This window comes from Palleronia sp. (assembly GCF_042089775.1).
Taxonomy (GTDB): Bacteria; Pseudomonadota; Alphaproteobacteria; order Rhodobacterales; family Rhodobacteraceae; genus Palleronia.
On sequence record NZ_JBELKF010000031.1, the window covers coordinates 22079 to 39085 of the forward strand.

The 17007-nt window shown below is 66.2% G+C and carries 15 protein-coding genes, 1 pseudogene and 1 other annotated feature; of the genes and pseudogenes, 8 read left to right on the forward strand and 8 right to left on the reverse strand.

Features of this window, described 5'->3' with window-relative positions; genetic code table 11:
* Positions 1–15 precede the first annotated feature (15 nt).
* Positions 16–2079 carry an FAD-dependent oxidoreductase gene (locus ACFDS3_RS09690; protein WP_375262151.1) on the forward strand — a complete coding sequence of 688 codons (2064 nt, stop codon included), beginning with the start codon at positions 16–18 and terminating at the stop codon, positions 2077–2079.
* A gap of 42 nt (positions 2080–2121) precedes the next feature.
* On the opposite strand, the gene ACFDS3_RS09695 is transcribed toward ACFDS3_RS09690, so the two are convergent.
* The 6 genes and pseudogenes from ACFDS3_RS09695 to ACFDS3_RS09720 form a co-directional block, all read right to left on the reverse strand.
* Positions 2122–2973 carry a universal stress protein gene (locus ACFDS3_RS09695; protein WP_375262152.1) on the reverse strand — a complete coding sequence of 284 codons (852 nt, stop codon included), beginning with the start codon at positions 2971–2973 and terminating at the stop codon, positions 2122–2124.
* Positions 2974–2989: 16 nt separating this feature from the next.
* Positions 2990–4471: a SulP family inorganic anion transporter gene (locus ACFDS3_RS09700; protein ID WP_375262153.1), complete on the reverse strand. Its 1482-nt coding sequence runs from the start codon at positions 4469–4471 to the stop codon at positions 2990–2992.
* A 69-nt stretch (positions 4472–4540) separates the two neighbouring features.
* Positions 4541–4598: a sequence feature (sul1 is cis-regulatory element that is thought to sense ions involved in sulfur or methionine metabolism; They are found in Alphaproteobacteria), on the reverse strand.
* A 63-nt stretch (positions 4599–4661) separates the two neighbouring features.
* A pseudogene (arsB, locus tag ACFDS3_RS09705) lies at positions 4662–5674 on the reverse strand (ACR3 family arsenite efflux transporter).
* A gap of 71 nt (positions 5675–5745) precedes the next feature.
* Positions 5746–6366 carry a DUF3306 domain-containing protein gene (locus ACFDS3_RS09710; RefSeq protein WP_375262154.1) on the reverse strand — a complete coding sequence of 207 codons (621 nt, stop codon included), beginning with the start codon at positions 6364–6366 and terminating at the stop codon, positions 5746–5748.
* Entirely contained in the window at positions 6363–6857 is a 495-nt protein-coding gene (locus tag ACFDS3_RS09715; RefSeq protein ID WP_375262155.1) for a DUF3305 domain-containing protein, read from the reverse strand. Before ACFDS3_RS09715 ends, ACFDS3_RS09710 begins: the two co-directional genes overlap by 4 nt.
* Positions 6854–7573, reverse strand: coding sequence for a biotin/lipoate--protein ligase family protein (locus ACFDS3_RS09720; RefSeq protein ID WP_375262156.1), 720 nt, complete (start codon positions 7571–7573; stop codon positions 6854–6856). Before ACFDS3_RS09720 ends, ACFDS3_RS09715 begins: the two co-directional genes overlap by 4 nt.
* Before the next feature lie 123 nt (positions 7574–7696).
* Between ACFDS3_RS09720 and ACFDS3_RS09725 the strand changes: the two genes are divergently transcribed.
* Positions 7697–9715 (forward strand): 4Fe-4S binding protein, encoded by a 2019-nt coding sequence (locus ACFDS3_RS09725; protein WP_375262157.1) that lies wholly within the window; start codon positions 7697–7699, stop codon positions 9713–9715.
* 1 nt (position 9716) lies between these two features.
* Here the strand turns inward: ACFDS3_RS09725 and ACFDS3_RS09730 are convergent, their stop codons facing one another.
* Positions 9717–10187, reverse strand: a complete 471-nt coding sequence (locus ACFDS3_RS09730; RefSeq protein WP_375262158.1) for a hypothetical protein — start codon at positions 10185–10187, stop codon at positions 9717–9719.
* Between the two features lie 122 nt (positions 10188–10309).
* Here ACFDS3_RS09730 and ACFDS3_RS09735 point away from each other — a divergent pair, with 122 nt between their 5' ends.
* The 5 genes from ACFDS3_RS09735 to ACFDS3_RS09755 are packed head-to-tail and all read left to right on the forward strand — an operon-like array spanning position 10310 to position 15766.
* Positions 10310–10894, forward strand: coding sequence for a molecular chaperone (locus ACFDS3_RS09735; RefSeq protein ID WP_375262159.1), 585 nt, complete (start codon positions 10310–10312; stop codon positions 10892–10894).
* 36 nt (positions 10895–10930) lie between these two features.
* Positions 10931–11143, forward strand: coding sequence for a hypothetical protein (locus ACFDS3_RS09740; protein ID WP_375262160.1), 213 nt, complete (start codon positions 10931–10933; stop codon positions 11141–11143).
* A gap of 14 nt (positions 11144–11157) precedes the next feature.
* Positions 11158–14076, forward strand: a complete 2919-nt coding sequence (locus ACFDS3_RS09745; protein WP_375262165.1) for a formate dehydrogenase subunit alpha — start codon at positions 11158–11160, stop codon at positions 14074–14076.
* 11 nt (positions 14077–14087) lie between these two features.
* Positions 14088–14723: a formate dehydrogenase FDH3 subunit beta gene (gene fdh3B / locus ACFDS3_RS09750; protein ID WP_375262161.1), complete on the forward strand. Its 636-nt coding sequence runs from the start codon at positions 14088–14090 to the stop codon at positions 14721–14723.
* On the forward strand, positions 14723–15766 hold the full coding sequence (locus ACFDS3_RS09755; protein ID WP_375262162.1) for a formate dehydrogenase subunit gamma: 1044 nt from the start codon (positions 14723–14725) through the stop codon (positions 15764–15766). Before fdh3B ends, ACFDS3_RS09755 begins: the two co-directional genes overlap by 1 nt.
* Positions 15767–15768: 2 nt before the next feature.
* Here the strand turns inward: ACFDS3_RS09755 and ACFDS3_RS09760 are convergent, their stop codons facing one another.
* A complete protein-coding gene (locus ACFDS3_RS09760) occupies positions 15769–15948 on the reverse strand; it encodes a hypothetical protein (RefSeq protein WP_375262163.1) in 180 nt (59 codons plus the stop codon).
* Between the two features lie 314 nt (positions 15949–16262).
* Here ACFDS3_RS09760 and ACFDS3_RS09765 point away from each other — a divergent pair.
* The coding region (locus ACFDS3_RS09765; RefSeq protein ID WP_375262164.1) for a PAS domain S-box protein at positions 16263–17007 on the forward strand (745 nt) is incomplete at its 3' end.

A 17007-nucleotide genomic window follows, 5' to 3' on the forward strand; every position in this document is an offset into this window, starting at 1 on the left:
GAAAGGTGACAATCGATGCCAGCCAGCGCAGAGCCCGCCAAAACGAACGATCCGCTTCTGCAGCCCTACAAGCTGAAGCACCTGACGCTGAAGAACCGGCTGATGATCTCGGCGCACGAACCCGCCTATCCCGAGGACGGCATGCCCAAGGACCGCTACCGGGCCTACCATGTCGAAAGGGCGCGTGCAGGGATCGGACTGACGATGACGGCCGGGTCGGCCAGCGTCTCGCGCGATAGTCCCCCGGTGTTCAACAACATCCTCGCCTGGAAGGACGAGGTCGTCGGCTGGATGCGGCAACTCGTGGACGCGTGTCACGACGAGGGCTGCGCAGTGATGATCCAGCTGACGCACCTCGGGCGTCGGACGCGGTGGGACAAGGGCGACTGGCTGCCCGTGGTCTCTGCGGGGCACGAGCGCGAAGCCTCGCACAAGGCTTTCCCGAAGAAGGCCGAGGATTGGGATATCGCGCGCCTGATTGCCGATTATGCCTCTGCCGCGCAGCGGATGAAGGAGGCCGGCCTCGACGGGATCGAGATCCAGGCCTACGGGCACCTCATGGACCAGTTCTGGTCGCCGCTGACGAACGAGCTGGACGCGCCCTACGGGGGCGAGAGCCTCGACAATCGGCTGCGCTTTACGTTCGAAACGTTGCAGGCGATCCGCAACGCCTGCGGGCCCGACTTCATCGTGGGCGTGCGCTACACCGGGGACGAGGATCTGCCGGGCGGGCTGACGAACGCCGATGGGCTCGAGATCTCGCGGCGGCTGAAGGACAGCGGCCTCGTCGATTTCCTGAACGTCGTGAAGGGTCATATCGATACCGATGCAGGCCTGACCGACGTGATCCCGGTGCAGGGGATGGCGAGCGCCCCGCATCTCGATTTCGCGGGCGAGATCCGCAAGACGACCGAGTTTCCCACCTTCCACGCGGCCAAGATCCAGGACGTGGCGACCGCTCGCCATGCCATCGCCAGTAGCAAGCTGGACCTCGTCGGGATGACCCGTGCGCACATGGCCGACCCGCACATCGTCGCAAAGATCCTGCGCAGCGAGGAAGAGCGCATCCGCCCCTGCGTCGGTGCCAACTACTGCCTTGACCGGATCTACCAGGGGGGCATGGCCCTGTGCGTCCACAACCCCTCGACCGGGCGCGAGATTGAGCAGCCGCACACCATAGCCAAGGCTACGACGGTGCAGAAGATCATCGTGATCGGCGCGGGACCCGCGGGGCTCGAGGCGGCGCGGGTGGCTTCGCTCCGGGGCCACGACGTAACCGTGCACGAAGCCGCCTCCCATCCCGGCGGCCAGATCCGCCTGACCGCGCAGACCGAGCGGCGGCGCGAGATGATGCAGATCATCGACTGGCGGGTGGCCGAGTGCGAGCGGCAGGGCGTACGCTTTCACTACACCAGCTTGGTAGACGGGGCTGACGTCATGGCCGACGCGCCGGACGTGGTGATCGTCGCCACGGGCGGTTTGCCCCATGTCGAGATCCTGCATGAAGGGAACGATTTTGTCGTCTCGGCCTGGGACATCCTGTCGGGCGACGTTGCGCCGGGCCGGAACGTGTTGATCTACGACGACGCGGGCGACTATCCGGCGCTGCAGGCGGCCGAGAAGATCGTCGAGAGCGGCGCCGAGGTCGAGATCGTGACCCGCGACCGCAACATCGTCTCCGAGGTCATGGCGATGTCGCTGACGCCGTCGCTGCGGATCCTGCAAGCCAGGGGCGCGGTCTTCACGCCGACATGGCGGGTCGACGCGGTGCGCCGCAAGGGGAACATGCTGCTGGCCACGCTCGGCAGCGATTACGGCCCGTTCAAGCGCGACCGCGAAGTGGACCAGGTGGTGGTGAACCACGGCACGCGGCCCCTCGACGACGTGTATTTCGAGCTGAAGCCGGGCTCGCGCAACGGTGGGGCGGTGGATCACGAGGCGCTCGTCGCCGGCCGCCCGCAGACGGTCGAAAGCAACCCTGAGGGGCGATACAAGCTGTTCCGGATCGGCGACGCAGTTGCGGCCCGCAACACGCACGCCGCGATCTACGATGCATTGCGCCTCGTGCGAACGCTCTGAAGGAAACCCCGTGCCGCGTCAGGGCGCGCCACGAGGGGCATCTTACCTGACGAGAAGGACCGGCACCTTGCAGGTCCGGATCATCTCGAGGCTGGTCGAGCCGACGAAAAGCGCGCGCAGGCGCGAATGGCCCGAGGCGCCCATCACGAGGTGATCGAAGCCCGCATCCTCGACCAGCTTGCCAAGCACCTCTTCCGGCTGGCCGGAGAGAAGCTCGGTCTGAGCCTCGACGCCCGGGCCGGACAGCATCGCCTTCGCGTCCGCCAGCCCCTTTCGCGCGCGATCGCTGTCGCTGCCGACGGTGACGACCTTGACGGCGAGCCCGGCATAGAGGGGGCTTTGTGCCACGTATTTCAACGCCCGCATCGCGCTGGCGCTGCCGTCATAGGCGATGAGCACCCGTTCGATCGGCCGGAACGCGCGGGAGGCTACGAAGAGCGGCTTGCGCCCCGCCCGCATCACCCGTTCGAGATTCGAGCCGAGGTGCCCCTTGGCGAAGTCCGCCGCCTCGCCACGCTTGCCGACGAGGACCATCTCGGCCGTGGCCTCGCGCTCTGTCATCGCCTCGACGAGGTCGCCGTGGCGCAGGTGCTCGGTCGCGCGGACGCCGGCCTCGTCCAGCAACGCCTTTGCATCCTCTAGAATTGCACGCCCGCGGGTGACGGTGAGCTTCGACCGCTGTTCGTCGAGGTTCGACAGCTCCTTCAGCAGGGCGCTGCGCGCGCCAAGCGCGATGGCGCCCGACAGGTCCGAACCCGCGCCGCCCTCGCGGCGGCCGAGCACGTGCATCAGCTCGACCTCCCACTCGGCGCGGCCGGCGATCCAGGCGGCATGGTCGCAGACGCTTTTCGAATAGGTGGAGCCGTCCACCAGCGCGATGATCTTGTCGGTCATGGTCTCTCTCCTCCGCTCAGTGGGCTGCCAGCTTGTCTATCGCGCCCGGCTTGTCGTGCACCGCAAGCTTGTCGACCATGGTCTCGGACGCCTCGTTCATGCCGACGATCTCGACCTCGGAGCCGTCGCGCCGGAACTTCAGCACGGCCATGTCTAGCGCGGCAACGGACGAGATGTCCCAGATATGCGCGCGGCTGACGTCGATGACCACCTTGTCGGCCGCCTCCTTGAAGTCGAACGCCGCCATGAAGTCTTCGGACGAGGCGAAGAAGAGTTGCCCCTCGACATTATAAGTGCGCACGCGCCCGTCTTCGGACAGGGACGAGGTGACTCCGAAGAGTTGCGAGATCTTGGCCGCGAAGAAGAGCCCCGACAGCAGGACCCCGACGAGCACGCCGATGGCGAGGTTGTGCGTGTAGACGACCACCGCCACCGTCGCGAGCATCACGACAGAGGACGACCGCGGGTGTGTCCTGAGATCCTTGATCGACGACCATGAGAAAGTGCCGATCGAGACCATGATCATGATCGCGACCAGCGCCGGCATCGGGATCCGTGCCACGAGATCACCGAGCGCGACCACGAGGAACAGCAGGACGACGCCCGCCGTGAAGGCCGAAAGTCGCCCGCGGCCACCGGATTTCACGTTGATGATCGACTGGCCGATCATGGCGCAGCCGGCCATGCCGCCGATGAAGCCGGTCGCCGTGTTGGCGATGCCCTGTCCGACGCATTCCTGGTTCCGGTCCGACGGCGTGTCGGTCAGGTCGTCCACGATGTTCGCCGTCATCAGGCTTTCGAGCAGGCCGACGATCGCGATGGCGGCAGAGTAGGGCAGGATGATCGCCAGCGTCTCGAAGTTGAGCGGGATGTCGGGGATCAGGAAGACCGGCAGCGTGTCGGGCAGATCGCCCATGTCGCCCACGGTGCGCACGTCCCAGCCCATGACGAGCACCAGTGCCGTCAGCACCAGGATGGTGACGAGGGGCGAGGGAACGGCCCGTGTGACGTAGGGAAAGAGGTAGATGATCGCGAGGCCGGCTGCGACCAGCGGATAGGTCAGCCAGGGCACGTCGACGAGTTCGGGGATCTGCGCCATGAAGATCAGGATCGCGAGCGCATTGACGAAGCCCGTCATCACCGAGCGCGAGACGAAGCGCATCAGGTTGCCGAGCTTCAGAAAACCGGCGCCGATCTGCAAGAGGCCCGCAAGCACCGTGGCCGCGAACAGGTACTCCAGCCCGTGATCGGCCACCAGCGTGACCATCAGGACGGCCGTCGCAGCCGTCGCGGCCGAGATCATGCCGGGTCGGCCCCCGGTGAAGGCGATGATGACGGCAATCGAGAAGGAGGCGTAAAGCCCGACTTTGGGGTCCGCGCCAGCGATGATCGAAAAGGCGATGGCCTCGGGAATGAGGGCGAGCGCCACGACAAGGCCCGAAAGCAGGTCGCCGCGAATGTTACCGAACCACTGGCGTCGGTAGGTATCGAAGTTCATTTTGTGATGATCCCGTTCCTGTCCGGGCCGGCAGCAAGGCCGAACCGGTCAGCTTATCAGGTTATGACGGTTGCCCCGGCGGATCGGCGGCCGGGAGAGCCACCCGGGGATCGCACCCGGGTCCAGACGATCGCCCGCCGCTTAAACCGTGGCCTCCAAAAGCGCAACCGCCGGGGGCACGCGGCGGCGCTCAGGCTTGCGAAAAGCTTGTGCGTGTGCGGTTTGCGAAGGCGACGAGCGACAGCATGACCGGCACCTCGACCAGGACGCTGACGACGGTAGCCAGCGCCGCGCCCGAATTCAGGCCGAAGAGGCTGATCGCGACCGCGACGGCAAGTTCAAAGAAGTTCGACGTGCCGATCAGCGCGCAGGGTGCCGCGATCCGGTGCGGAACGCGCAGCCACCACGCCGCGCCGTAGGCCACAGTGAAGATTCCGTAGCCCTGGATCAGGATCGGGACGGCGATCAGCACGATCCTCAGCGGCCTGTTCAGGATCACGCTGCCCTGCAGGCCGAACAGGATCGCGACGGTGGCGATCAGGCCGACGATCGAGGCCGGCTTCACCCTTGCGGCGAAAGCGTCGATATCCGGCTCGGAGCCGAGCATCCGCCGAGTGAGCATGCCGCGGCAAGGGGCAGGGCGACGTAGAGGATCGTCGCAAGCACCAGCGTCTGCCACGGCACCGCGATCTCGGTCACGCCCAGAAGGAACGCCACGATGGGCGCAAAGGCCACGACCATGATGAGGTCGTTCACCGAGACCTGGACCAGCGTATAGATTTCGTCCCCGCGGGTCAGTTGGGACCACACGAATACCATCGCAGTGCAGGGTGCTGCCCCGAGCAGGATCAGGCCAGCGATGTACTGCGTCGCGTCCTCGGGCGCGATGAAGGGCGCGAAGAATGCCCTCGAAGAACAGCACGGCGAGCGCGCCATAGTGAAGGGCTTGATCAGCCAGTTGACCGCCAGCGTGACGAAGAGACCCTTCGGCTGCTTCGCCACCCCCGCGACCGCGCCGAAATCGACTCCGACCATCATCGGGTAGACCATCGCCCAGACGAGCACCGCAACGACGAGGTTGATCTGCGCGACCTCTGCCGCGGCGACGGCCTCGACGAGGCTGGGGGCAATTTCGCCGATTGCGATCCCCGCCACCATCGCCAGCGCGACCCAAAGGCTGAGCCGCCGTTCGAAAGCACCCATCGCGGGCGCGGTGTCGCCCGTCATCTGTTCCAGTTCCTGTGTTCCTGAGCCCAGGCTGTCCGCCGCCGTGCCTAGGCGGGGCGGGCGCCGCCGTGCCGGGGGCGGGAGTGCTCGGCGGGCATTTCGGGCGCATCTGCGGCGTCGACGTCCTGCCTGTCCTCTTCCTCTTGTGCCTGCGGGGGCGGCTCGGGCGCATCCTCGATCGTCGCGGGTGCGGGCGGCGCCTCGGCTTCGGCAACATGCACCTCCGGCGGCGCCTCGGCTTCGGCAATCCGGACCACCGGAGACGGCTCGTCCGGGGCCTCTCCCTTTGGCTGGAAGTGGCGGAGCAGGTCGCGCGTCAGCTTGCCGCTCAGGGCGTTCGGCTTCAGCCGCCCGTAGCCCGGCGCATTGCAGTCCCAGTCATACTCAACCAGCGGCCGGTGCGCCGCGATGGAGGGGTCGCTCGTCCAGGCTTTGCGAAGCGCCGCCGCACGCAGGGCCTTCGGCACGTTCGCGCCCAGAAAGGCGGTGTAGTCCGAGGTGCCGTCCAGCGTCTCGATGTCGGGCAGGTCCTGTTGCTGCTCGGGGGGCGGGGCAGGCTCGACCTCGGGCAGCTCTGCCGGTGGCGCCGGTTCGGCGGCCTCTTCGTGCCGCGCCTGCTGGGCCCGGCGGGACCAGCGGTGGACGAAGCTCTCGGTCTTGTCGCTCACTGGATGATCCCTTTCCCCGTGCGGACCGGATCTGGCGTCCTCTTGCCCCGCTTACGCTTGTACTCCTGCCGCTCGACGTGGTGCTGCGCGACAAAGCGGGACAGCCAGACATGGATGGGCTTCGGCATCGGCAGCGCTTCGACCAGGTCCTCGCCCACATCGGCATGGGCGTGTGCCTCGGTGGGGTCGACGGTCACGCAGTAGAGCGTGAAGCCGATCGGCCCCGGCGCGCGCCGCAGGACGGCGTAGACCGACGGCGCCGCGGCCTCGACATTGTCTTTGTAGACCTTGGTATCGGCAGAGTGGATCGCAAGCTCGGCCGAGCCCGCGTAGTAAAGCGACCTCTCCGGCTCATCCGAAAGCACCGTCCACGGTTCGAGGCCAAGCGCCGGCAGCCGCAGCGCCGTCGGGCGCCACACGTGGTCGAGCCACTTGCTCTTTGCCGGGCGCCGCTCGACCTCCACCCCCACGAGGATCCAGTCCTTGATCATCGGGCGGTCTCCTCAATAGGGTCCAGGGACCAGCCGGGCGGGTCGCCGGCGGGCGGCAGAGGATCACGAACAGCGTTCCCATCCAAGGCCGACCGTAGCAAATCCCCGGTCGCAAGGTCGAGGCTGCTCTTCGTTGTCCCGGCGGGATCGAGATAGGCGAGCCAGTGTGTCGCCACCCGTTCGGGCCCAACCTCGGTCCATTGGTGAAGCCAGTAGAGCAGGCTGCGCCCGAAGGCCTCGGCCAGCTCCCTGGGCGTCGCGTCCTCGAAACCCTCTTCGGTCAATGCCGTCTGATCGGGCCACAGGCCCGGTGCCGTTCCCGCCGGGTATCGCAGCCGCAGGGTCAGGCCGATCACCAGCCAGTCCGGCACCGCCTCCGGTTCCGCGTCCCGCGGCAGGGCCAAGCGCACGCCTCCCACGGTCGCTCCATTCACCATGATCCTGTCGGGCCACGAGAACGTGACCTCGACGGTCGGCGGCCCCAGCGCCCCGAGCGCTTCGGCCACGGCGAGCATTGTGGCACAACGCGCGGGCCACATGCGGGGCACCGGGAATTCCGGGGCCAGGACGAGCGCGGCGTCGAAGAGCGAAGAGGACTCGGACCAAAAGAAATTGCCCTGATCCAGTTCTCCCTCTACGTCTCTCACCGCGGCTGCGAACGGATCGGTCCGGACGAAGACGGGTTCGAACGCGGGAGGCAGGAGTAGTTCAGTCACTTCCGTCACCGACAAGAGAACATCCATGCCGCAACACCGGACCGCTGCGGCGGTTCCGGGCTGCGGTCATGGCGGCCATCATACCCCGGGGACGGGGCACGGCAAACCGGATTGGAGAGGCGAATGAAGATCGGAGGGTGCACCTGCGTCATCTGCAGCTGCGAGGGCACGATGCCGCTCGACGGGCAGGCCCTGGCGCGCGTGTTCGGGGCCGAACGCCCGGACGTCGCACACCAGCTTTGCCGCACGGAGCTCTCGCGCTTCGACGCGCTCGAGCCGGGCGAGCGGCTGATGGTGGCGTGCACGCAGGAAGGCACGATCTTCCAGGAGGCGCTGGACGCGCGCGATGACGAGGTTGACATGACCCTTGTCAACATCCGCGAACGGGCAGGGTGGTCGAAGGAGGCGGACCAGGCGGGTCCCAAGGTCGCCGCCCTTCTGGCCGAAGGGGCGATGCGCCCCCGGCCGGGTCCGAGCGTTGCGCTGAAGTCCGAGGGCGTCGCGCTGATCTACGGCCGGGACGAGCGCGCGATCGAGGCGGCGTCCCGACTGGCCGACAAGCTCGACATCACCGTGCTGCTGAGCGAGCCGGGTGACGTGCTGCCGCCGCGGAACATCGAGTTCCCGGTGCTGCGCGGCACGATCCGCAACGCGAAGGGGCATCTGGGTGCCTTCGAGGTCACCGTGGATGACTTTGCCGCACCTCACCCCTCCTCGCGCGATCGGCTGCGCTTTGGCACTGCTCGCGACGGGGCCGTGTCTCAATGCGACGTGATCCTCGACGTATCGGGCGGCACGCCGCTATTTCCGGCCGGACACAAGCGCGACGGCTACCTGCGGGTCGATCCGGGGAATCCCACCGCGATCCTTGAGGCGGTGCTCGAGGCGGGCGAGCTGGTCGGCGAGTTCGACAAGCCGCGCTACATCGACTTCAAGGCCGACCTCTGTGCCCATTCGCGCAATCGCAAGACCGGGTGCACGCGCTGCCTCGACGTCTGCCCGACGGGCGCGATCACGCCCAACGGCGACCACGTGGCGATCGATCCGTATATCTGCGCTGGCTGCGGCAATTGCAGCGCGGTCTGCCCGACCGGGGCCGCAACCTACGACCATCCGGGGCCGGACGTGACGCTCGAGCGGCTTTGGACCCTGCTGTCGACGTATCGCGAGGCCGGCGGGAGCGATCCGGTGCTGCTGGTCCACGACCCGAAGCACGGCGGTATGTTGATCGACCTTCTTGCGCGGCTGGGGGACGGATTGCCGGCGCGGGTGATCCCGTTCGAGGTGTCCGAGGTCACGCAGCTCGGGATCGAATTCTTCGCTGCCGCCATGGCTGGTGGCGCGTCGGAAGTGCGCGTGCTGACGCCCGCCCGGCCGCAAGAGGATCTGGCGGCGCTGGAAGGGGTGCTCGGGATGACCGAGAGCCTCGTCGACGGTCTCGGGTTCGGGGCCGGGCGCTGCGCGATCCTTGCCACCGACGATGCCGACGCGCTGGGCGACACGCTTTATGCGCTGGCCCCGCGGGCGGGGGCTGGGCAGCCGCAATCCGTGCTGCCGGTCCGCGACAAGCGTGCGCTCATGCAGTCGAGCCTGCGCCAGCTTCACGCCGCCGCACCCGCGCCGGTGGACGCGGTGGCCCTGCCGCAGGGCGCTCCCTTCGGCGCGATCATCGTCGATTCCGACAGCTGCACGATGTGTTTCTCATGCTACAACGTCTGCCCGAACGGCGCGCTCTTTGATGCAAACGATCACCCGCGGCTGTCCTTCTCAGAGGACGCCTGCGTGCAATGCAGTCTTTGTGCCCAGACCTGCCCCGAAGATGCGATCACGCTGGTCCCGCGGTTCGATTTCACCCGCCGCACGGGCGAGCCGGTGGTGCTGATGGAGGAACAGCCGGCGGAATGCATCCGCTGCGGCACGGCCTTCGGGATTCAGTCCGTGGTCGAACGGATGGTCGAGAAGCTGACCGAGAAGCACTGGATGTACGCCGATGCGGGCCGCAACACGATCGACCGTGTGAGGATGTGCGCCGATTGCCGGGTCATCGCCCATTCCGAAAGCAAATTCGATCCCTATGCCGGACCCGCGCGCCCCATGCCGCTGACCGCCAAGGACTTCGCCAAGCACAAGCCCGAGGGGTGATTCATTCGATGTAGTCGTCGCGGAAGAGCGAGACATCCTCGGGCTGCGCCGGAACCATCTCCTTCGCCGGCTCGCTCGCCAGCGGGTTCGGGCGGGGGATCGGAGTCCCGTCAAGGCCCGGCGGGTTCGTTCGGACCCGCGAGAGCAGGAAGTAGAGCGACTCGTCGTCCTCTTCCTCAAGCGTTTCGGTCGTTCGCGTGCCTTGCTCCGTCGGGCCCTCGGCGCTGTGCTCGGTCACGTCGGGCGAGAGCAGACCACGTTCCTCCGCCTCGTCGGGATCGCCCTCGACGTCGCGGGGCGAACTGTCCCAGTCCTCGAGTCCCGCGGGCCAGTCGGGGCCGTTGCCGGTCGGATCGCCCTCGACCTCGGACTCCTGGATCACCCTCGCCGCGTCCTGCGCCATTGCGCCGGTCGTGCCGAAAGTGGCCGTGGCAAGCAGCGCGGACAGAACGATGGCGGGGTAATGTGACATGACGAATCTCCAATCCGGTCCGAAACCAACGCGCGTGCCGCGTCGCGGTTTCCTTCGCGCGCGACTGTCTTAGGTATGACATCTATCGGTGGACCTGCGTTACAAGTCACGGGAGGATCAGCATGACGGTTGACGACGTCGATGCGTCGCGCGCCCAAGGCTATGGCCTTCTCGCGCACCTGTTGATCCGGCCGCCCTCTGCCGCGCTGCTCCGGCAGCTGTCGTCGGTTCGAGGCGATCCGACACCGTGGGGGCAGGCGCTGGGCGAACTGGCGCAGGCCGCCGCCGACACGGATCCCCGGCAGGCCGAACGCGAGTACAACCGCATTTTCATAGGGCTCAACCGCGGCGAACTCGTGCCCTACGCCTCGTTCTATCTGACGGGTTTTCTGCAGGACCGTCCGCTGGTTGAGGTGCGTGCCGACATGGCGCGCCTCGGCGTCGCGCGCAGCGCCGACGTAGTCGAGCCCGAGGACCACATCGCTGCGCTGCTCGAGACGATGGCGGGCCTGATCGACGGCCGTTTCGGAAAACCTGCGCAGGTGCAGGAACAACACGACTTCTTCAGGCGTCGTCTCAAGAGCTGGGCGCCGGATTTCTTCCGAGACCTGACGGAGGCAAAGTCGGCGGTCTTCTACCGTCCTGTCGGCACCCTTGGGGGGTTGCTGATGGAGATCGAGGATAACGCATTCGCGCTGGTCGACTGATCGCCGGCCAGAACAATGACAAGGGGAGACCGCAAAATGGCAGATCATCGCCCGAAGCCTCCGAAAACGACCTCTGACGTCGATCCGACGCGTCGGCGTCTGTTGCTGGCCGGGGCAGGGGGTGCCGTCGGCGTCTCTGCCGTGGCTCTTACCGCCAATGCCGAGCCTGAAGCACCCGCGGAACAGATCAAGGGGCGCTACCGGCTCACGCCGCATATCGAGCGCTTCTACTTCCTGAACCGCCTCTGAGGGGACACGCGATGCTGACGAAGCGCAAGACCGCCAAGCGGGGCAACCGTTCCAGCCTTTCCGCTTCACTGGTGCCTGAAAGCCCCGCGGGGGTCAGCCGCCGATCCTTCCTGCGCAATTCGGGCCTTGCGGCCGGTGGCCTGGCCGGCCTCGGGACACTTGGAGGCGAGTTCGTCGGCAAGGCCGAAGCCGGCCCGCTGATTGCCGACGAGCCGCGCGAGCTGCGCAAGAATGTCTGCACGCACTGCTCGGTCGGGTGCACGGTCGTGGCCGAAGTCCAGAACGGAGTGTGGGTCCAGCAGGAGCCGGGCTGGGAAAGCCCCATCAGCCAGGGCACGCATTGCGCCAAGGGCGCCTCGGTGCGCGAGCTGGTGAAGGGCGAGCGGCGGGTGAAGTACCCGCTGAAGCTGGTCGATGGCGAGTGGACCCGGATCAGTTGGGAACAGGCGATCGAAGAGGTCGGCGACAAGCTTCTGTCGATCCGCGACCAGTACGGCCCGGACAGCGTGTTCTGGCTGGGCTCGGCCAAGTTCTCGAACGAGAACGCCTATCTCCTGCGCAAGTTCGCGGCTTTCTGGGGGACGAACAACGTCGACCACCAGGCGCGGATCTGCCACTCGACGACCGTCGCGGGTGTGGCCAACACCTGGGGCTACGGCGCGATGACGAACTCGTACAACGACATCCAGCACTCGAAATGCCTTGTCATCATCGGCGGCAACCCGGCCGAGGCGCACCCCGTCGCCATGCAGCACATGCTGCGCGGGAAAGAGCGCAATCGCGCGCCGTTCATCGTCATCGACCCGCGCTTCACCCGCACCGCCGCGCATGCCACGAACTACGTCCGCATCCGGCCCGGGTCAGATATCCCCGTGGTCTGGGGCATCCTGTGGCACATCTTCGAGAACGGGTGGGAGAACAAGGAGTACATCGCCCAGCGCGTCTATGGCATGGACGAAATTCGCGCCGAGGTCGCCAAGTGGACGCCCGAGGTGGTCGAAAAGGTCAGCGGTGCGCCGGGTGACCAGCTCCGCCTCGTGGCGCAGCAGATGGTCGAAAACAGCCCCGCCACGCTGATCTGGTGCATGGGCGCGACGCAGAAGACCGTGGGCACCGCCAACGTGCGCGCCTTCTCCATCCTGCAGCTTGCCCTGGGCAACATCGGCGTTCCGGGTGGCGGCGCGAACATCTATCGCGGCCACACGAACGTGCAGGGGGCAACGGACATGGGCCTCGATGTGACGACGCTGCCGTCCTACTACGGTCTTGCCGAAGGGGCATGGCGCCACTTCGCACGGGCGTGGGACGTCGAATACGAGTACCTGCGCGACCGCTTCGGCCTGCCCGACATGACCGTCGAGGAAAAGACGGTCCTGATGCAGCAGAAGGGGATTCCGACAACCCGCTGGTTCGACGGTGTTCTGGCCGAACCGGACGAGATCGAGCAGCCCTACCCAACGCGGGGCATGGTCGTCATGGGCCACGGCGGCAATACCGTCAGCCGGATGCCGGACATGCTGAAGGGGCTTGAGGCGCTCGACCTGCTGGTCATCGTCGATCCGCACCCGACGAGCTTTGCAGCCGTGCGCCAGCGGCAGAACAACAGCTACATCCTGCCTTCCTGCACCCAGTTCGAAACGGACGGAAGCCGCGTCGCCTCGAACCGGTCGATCCAATGGGGACAGAAGATCGTCGATCCGATCTTCGAGTCCAAGCCCGACAACACGATCATGTACCTGCTGGCGCAGAAGCTCGGCTTCGCGGACGAGCTGTTCAAGCACATCGCCGTCGACGGCATCAATCCGGTGGCCGAAGACATCACGCGCGAGATCAACCGCAGTTGTCTCTCCACTGGATATACAGGGGCTTCGCCCGAGCGGTTGAAGCTTCACATGAAGTACCAGCACACCTTCGACCGCATCACCATGCAGGCGACGGAGGGGCCGCTCGAAGGCGAGTATTACGGCCTGCCCTGGCCGTGCTGGGGCTATCCCGAATGGCAGCACCCCGGCAGCCCGGTCCTTTACGACACCTCGAAGCACGTCATGGAGGGCGGCGGCACCTTCCGCGCCCGCTTCGGTGTCGAACGCGACGGCGAGACGCTTCTGGCCGAGAGCAGCTACTCCGTCGGCTCCGACATCGAAGACGGCTATCCCGAGTTCACGATGGCCGTGCTGCGCAAGCTCGGCTGGGACAGCGAGCTGACCGATGCCGAGCGTGCGGTGATCGAAGAGATCGGCGGCGACAATCTCGACGAGGTATCGTGGGCCACGGACCTGTCGATGGGGATCATGCGCGTCGCGATCTCGCACGGATGCCTGCCCTACGGTAACGCCAAGGCCCGCGCGGTAGCCTGGAACCTGCCGGACCCCGTGCCCACCCACCGCGAGCCGGTCTACACCCCTTCTCCCGAGTTGATCGACGAGTTCCCGAACTACGACGACATGCACGAGTTCCGCCTGCCGATCCTCAACCGGACGGTGCAGTTGGCGGCGCGCGAAGCGAATGTCTCGGAACAGTATCCCTTCATCTACACCTCGGGGCGCCTCGTCGAATACGAGGGCGGCGGAGAAGAGACGCGGTCGAACCCCTGGCTGGCCGAGTTGCAGCAGTCGATGTTCGCCGAGATCAACGTCGGCGACGCAGAGCGCCTCGGGATCGAGGATGGCGACGACGTCTGGGTCTATGGCGCGGAAGAGGGTCGCGCCAAGGTGCGCGCGCTGGTGACCGAGCGGGTCGGGCCGGGCGTCGTGTTCCTGCCGTTCCACTTCAGTGGTCACTGGCAGGGCGAGAGCCTGCGCGACAGGTATCCCGCGGGCGCAGACCCGATCGTGCTGGGCGAGCCGGCGAACGGGATAACGACCTACGGGTATGATCCGGTGACGGGCATGCAGGAAACCAAAGCAACGCTTTGCCGCGTGGAAAAAGCCTGAGGAGCCGGAAAATGGCAAAAATGACGTTTCTCTGTGATTCCGAGCGCTGCATCGAATGCAATGCCTGCGTCACCGCCTGCAAGAACGAGCACGAAGTTCCTTGGGGGATCAACCGGCGGCGCGTGGTGACGCTGCAGGACGGCCAACCGGGCGAACGCTCGGTCTCGATGGCCTGTATGCACTGCGTGGACCCGCCGTGTGCCGCGGTCTGTCCGACGGACTGCTTCTATCCGACCGAGGACGGAATCGTCCTGCACTCGAAAGAGCTCTGCATCGGCTGCGGCTACTGCTTCTACGCCTGTCCCTTCGGCGCACCGCAATATCCGCAGGCGACGAATTTCGGTGGCCGCGGCAAGATGGACAAGTGCACCTTCTGCGCTGGCGGTCCCGAGCAGGACAACAGCGTCGAAGAGTTCATCCTCTACGGCACCAACCGCATGGCCGAAGGCAAGCTGCCGCTCTGTGCCGAGATGTGCTCGACCCGCGCGTTGATGGCCGGTGATCAGGAGGTCATCGGAGAGATCTACCGCGAGCGGGTGATCCGGCGCGGCTATGGCTCGGGCGCCTGGGGCTGGTCGGTCGCCTACGGGGCCGAGCAGGCCGACACGTTCACCCCGCAAATCGCCATCGAAGGGGAGCGGGTCTGATGCGTTACGTTCTTCCCCTGGTCCTTCTCCTGCTCGCCCCGACGGCGCTTCTGGCGCAAGAGGAGGTCGGCGTCGGCGGAGGCGAGGACATCAACATCCCCGTTTCGCCGGGCCTCGAGCAGAACACGCCCGGCAGCCTTGTCGAGCTTTACGAGCCCTACGACGACCAGGTCGTGGGGCGGGTCACGATCCCGGACGACAAGCTGGGCGTCCTTGTCCAGCCCGAGGGCCGCACATGGCGCGCCTTCCGCATCCAGGGCCTCTACTACACCGCCATGACCGTCATCCTGCTGACCATTGCATTGCTGGGCGGCTTCTACCTGTGGCGCGGGACGATCAAGCTGGAATCCGGACGTTCGGGCCGCTGGGTGCCGCGCTTCGGGTCGATCGAACGCTTCGCCCACTGGACCACCGCGATCAGCTTTCTGACGCTGGCGCTGACGGGGCTGACCGTGACCTTCGGGCGATACCTGTTGATCCCGATCCTCGGGCACTACACCTACACGCCCCTCGCGACCGCGGCGAAATCCTTGCACAACTGGTCGGCCATTCCGTTCGTGATCGGGCTCGTGCTGATGCTGGCGGTGTGGATCAAGGACAACATCCCGTCGCGAGCCGACTGGCTCTGGATCAAGAAAGCGGGCGGGATGTTCGAGCGGACCGGATCGTTCCACCCCGAAACCGCCCGCTTCAATGCCGGTCAAAAGATCATCTTCTGGAGCGTCATCCTGGGCGGCACCACGCTCGCGATCTCGGGCTATTTCCTGATGGCGCCGTTCTACTTCACGGGCGTCAGCGGAATGCAGATCGGCCACGTCATCCATAGCCTCAGCGCAGTCGTCATGATCGCCGTCATCCTGTGCCACATCTATATCGGCACGCTGGGGATGGAGGGCGCCTTCGACGCGATCGGCCGTGGCAAGGTCGACGAGAACTGGGCGATCGAGCACCATCACGGCTGGTACAAGGCCCAGGTCGAAAACGGCTCGACCCCGGTAGAGCAGGGCACCCCGCCTGCCACGGACGGGGCCAATCCGACCTGAGGCTATTCTTCCTCGAGATCGGGGCTCCAACCCAGTCGCCCGTCGACTGGGTTGTCGTGCCCGACGCGGGCGGTATCGCGCGAATAGGCTTCCGTGGCCGTGTATTCGATCTGCTCATACACGAACCCCGAGACGACGAGCGACACCGCGAAGAACGCGGCCGCGGTCAGAAACGTCTTCATCGATGGCTTCCCCTGTTGTTTCGGCGCCGGCCGGACCGACGATCGTTGCGGCGCAGCCTGCGGCCTTTACCCAGTCGTGACAATCACCAACGGTCAAACAGGCGCCACGGGTCCTTGGGTGTTCCCGTGGATGACGCGGCGTAAGGTTCTGTCGAATGGTGACGTCCCGGTTGACTTGTCGAGGCCGCCTCCGGCAAACCGATCCGGTTCAGTATGGTCACACTCCGTTATAATCACATCCAGCACGTCGGGATCGCGTGACCTCAGATCTGCGCGTTCCATCTTGTCCAGAAGAGACCACCGAGGGAGACAGCATGGAAGCACCGGACGAGAAAGAACAAACCCAGCTGTCCGAGCGCAACCTGCTGGAGGCGCTCTGCGACAATGCCAGCGGGGCGATGTTCATCCTCGACGAGGCGCAGCACTGCATCTACATGAACCCGGCGGCGCGCGAACTGACCGGCTTTGAGCTTGAAGAGGTGCAGGGCAAGGCGCTGCACGACGTGATCCACCACACCCGACCCGACGGTTCTGCCTATCCGCTCGCCGAATGCCCGATCGACCGGGCCTTCCCCGAAAACAACCGCGAGCGCGGCCGCGAGCAGTTCATTCACAAGGATGGCCACTTCTATCCCGTCGAGTACACGGCGAGCCCTGTCCGCAAGAAGGGCGCCGTGGTGGGCACGGTGCTCGAGGTGCGCGATATCCAGGCCGAACTCGACGCCGTCCAAGCGCTGGAAGAAGAGCGTCGGACGCTCGAGATCATCAACCGCACGGGCACGATGCTGGCTGCGAAGCTGGACCTTGAAGAGATCGTCCAGACCGTCACCGATGCCGCGACCGAGCTTTCCGGCGCCAGGTTCGGCGCGTTCTTCTACAACACGGTCCGCGAGGGAAAGCCGCTCCAGCTCTATACGCTGTCGGGTGCGCCGCGCGAGGCCTTCTCGGCCTTCCCGCAGCCTCAGCACACCGCGGTCTTCGGGCCGACCTTCTCTGGCGGGCAAGTGCTGCGGATCGACGACATCAAGGCGGACGCCCGCTACGGCCAGAGCGCCCCGT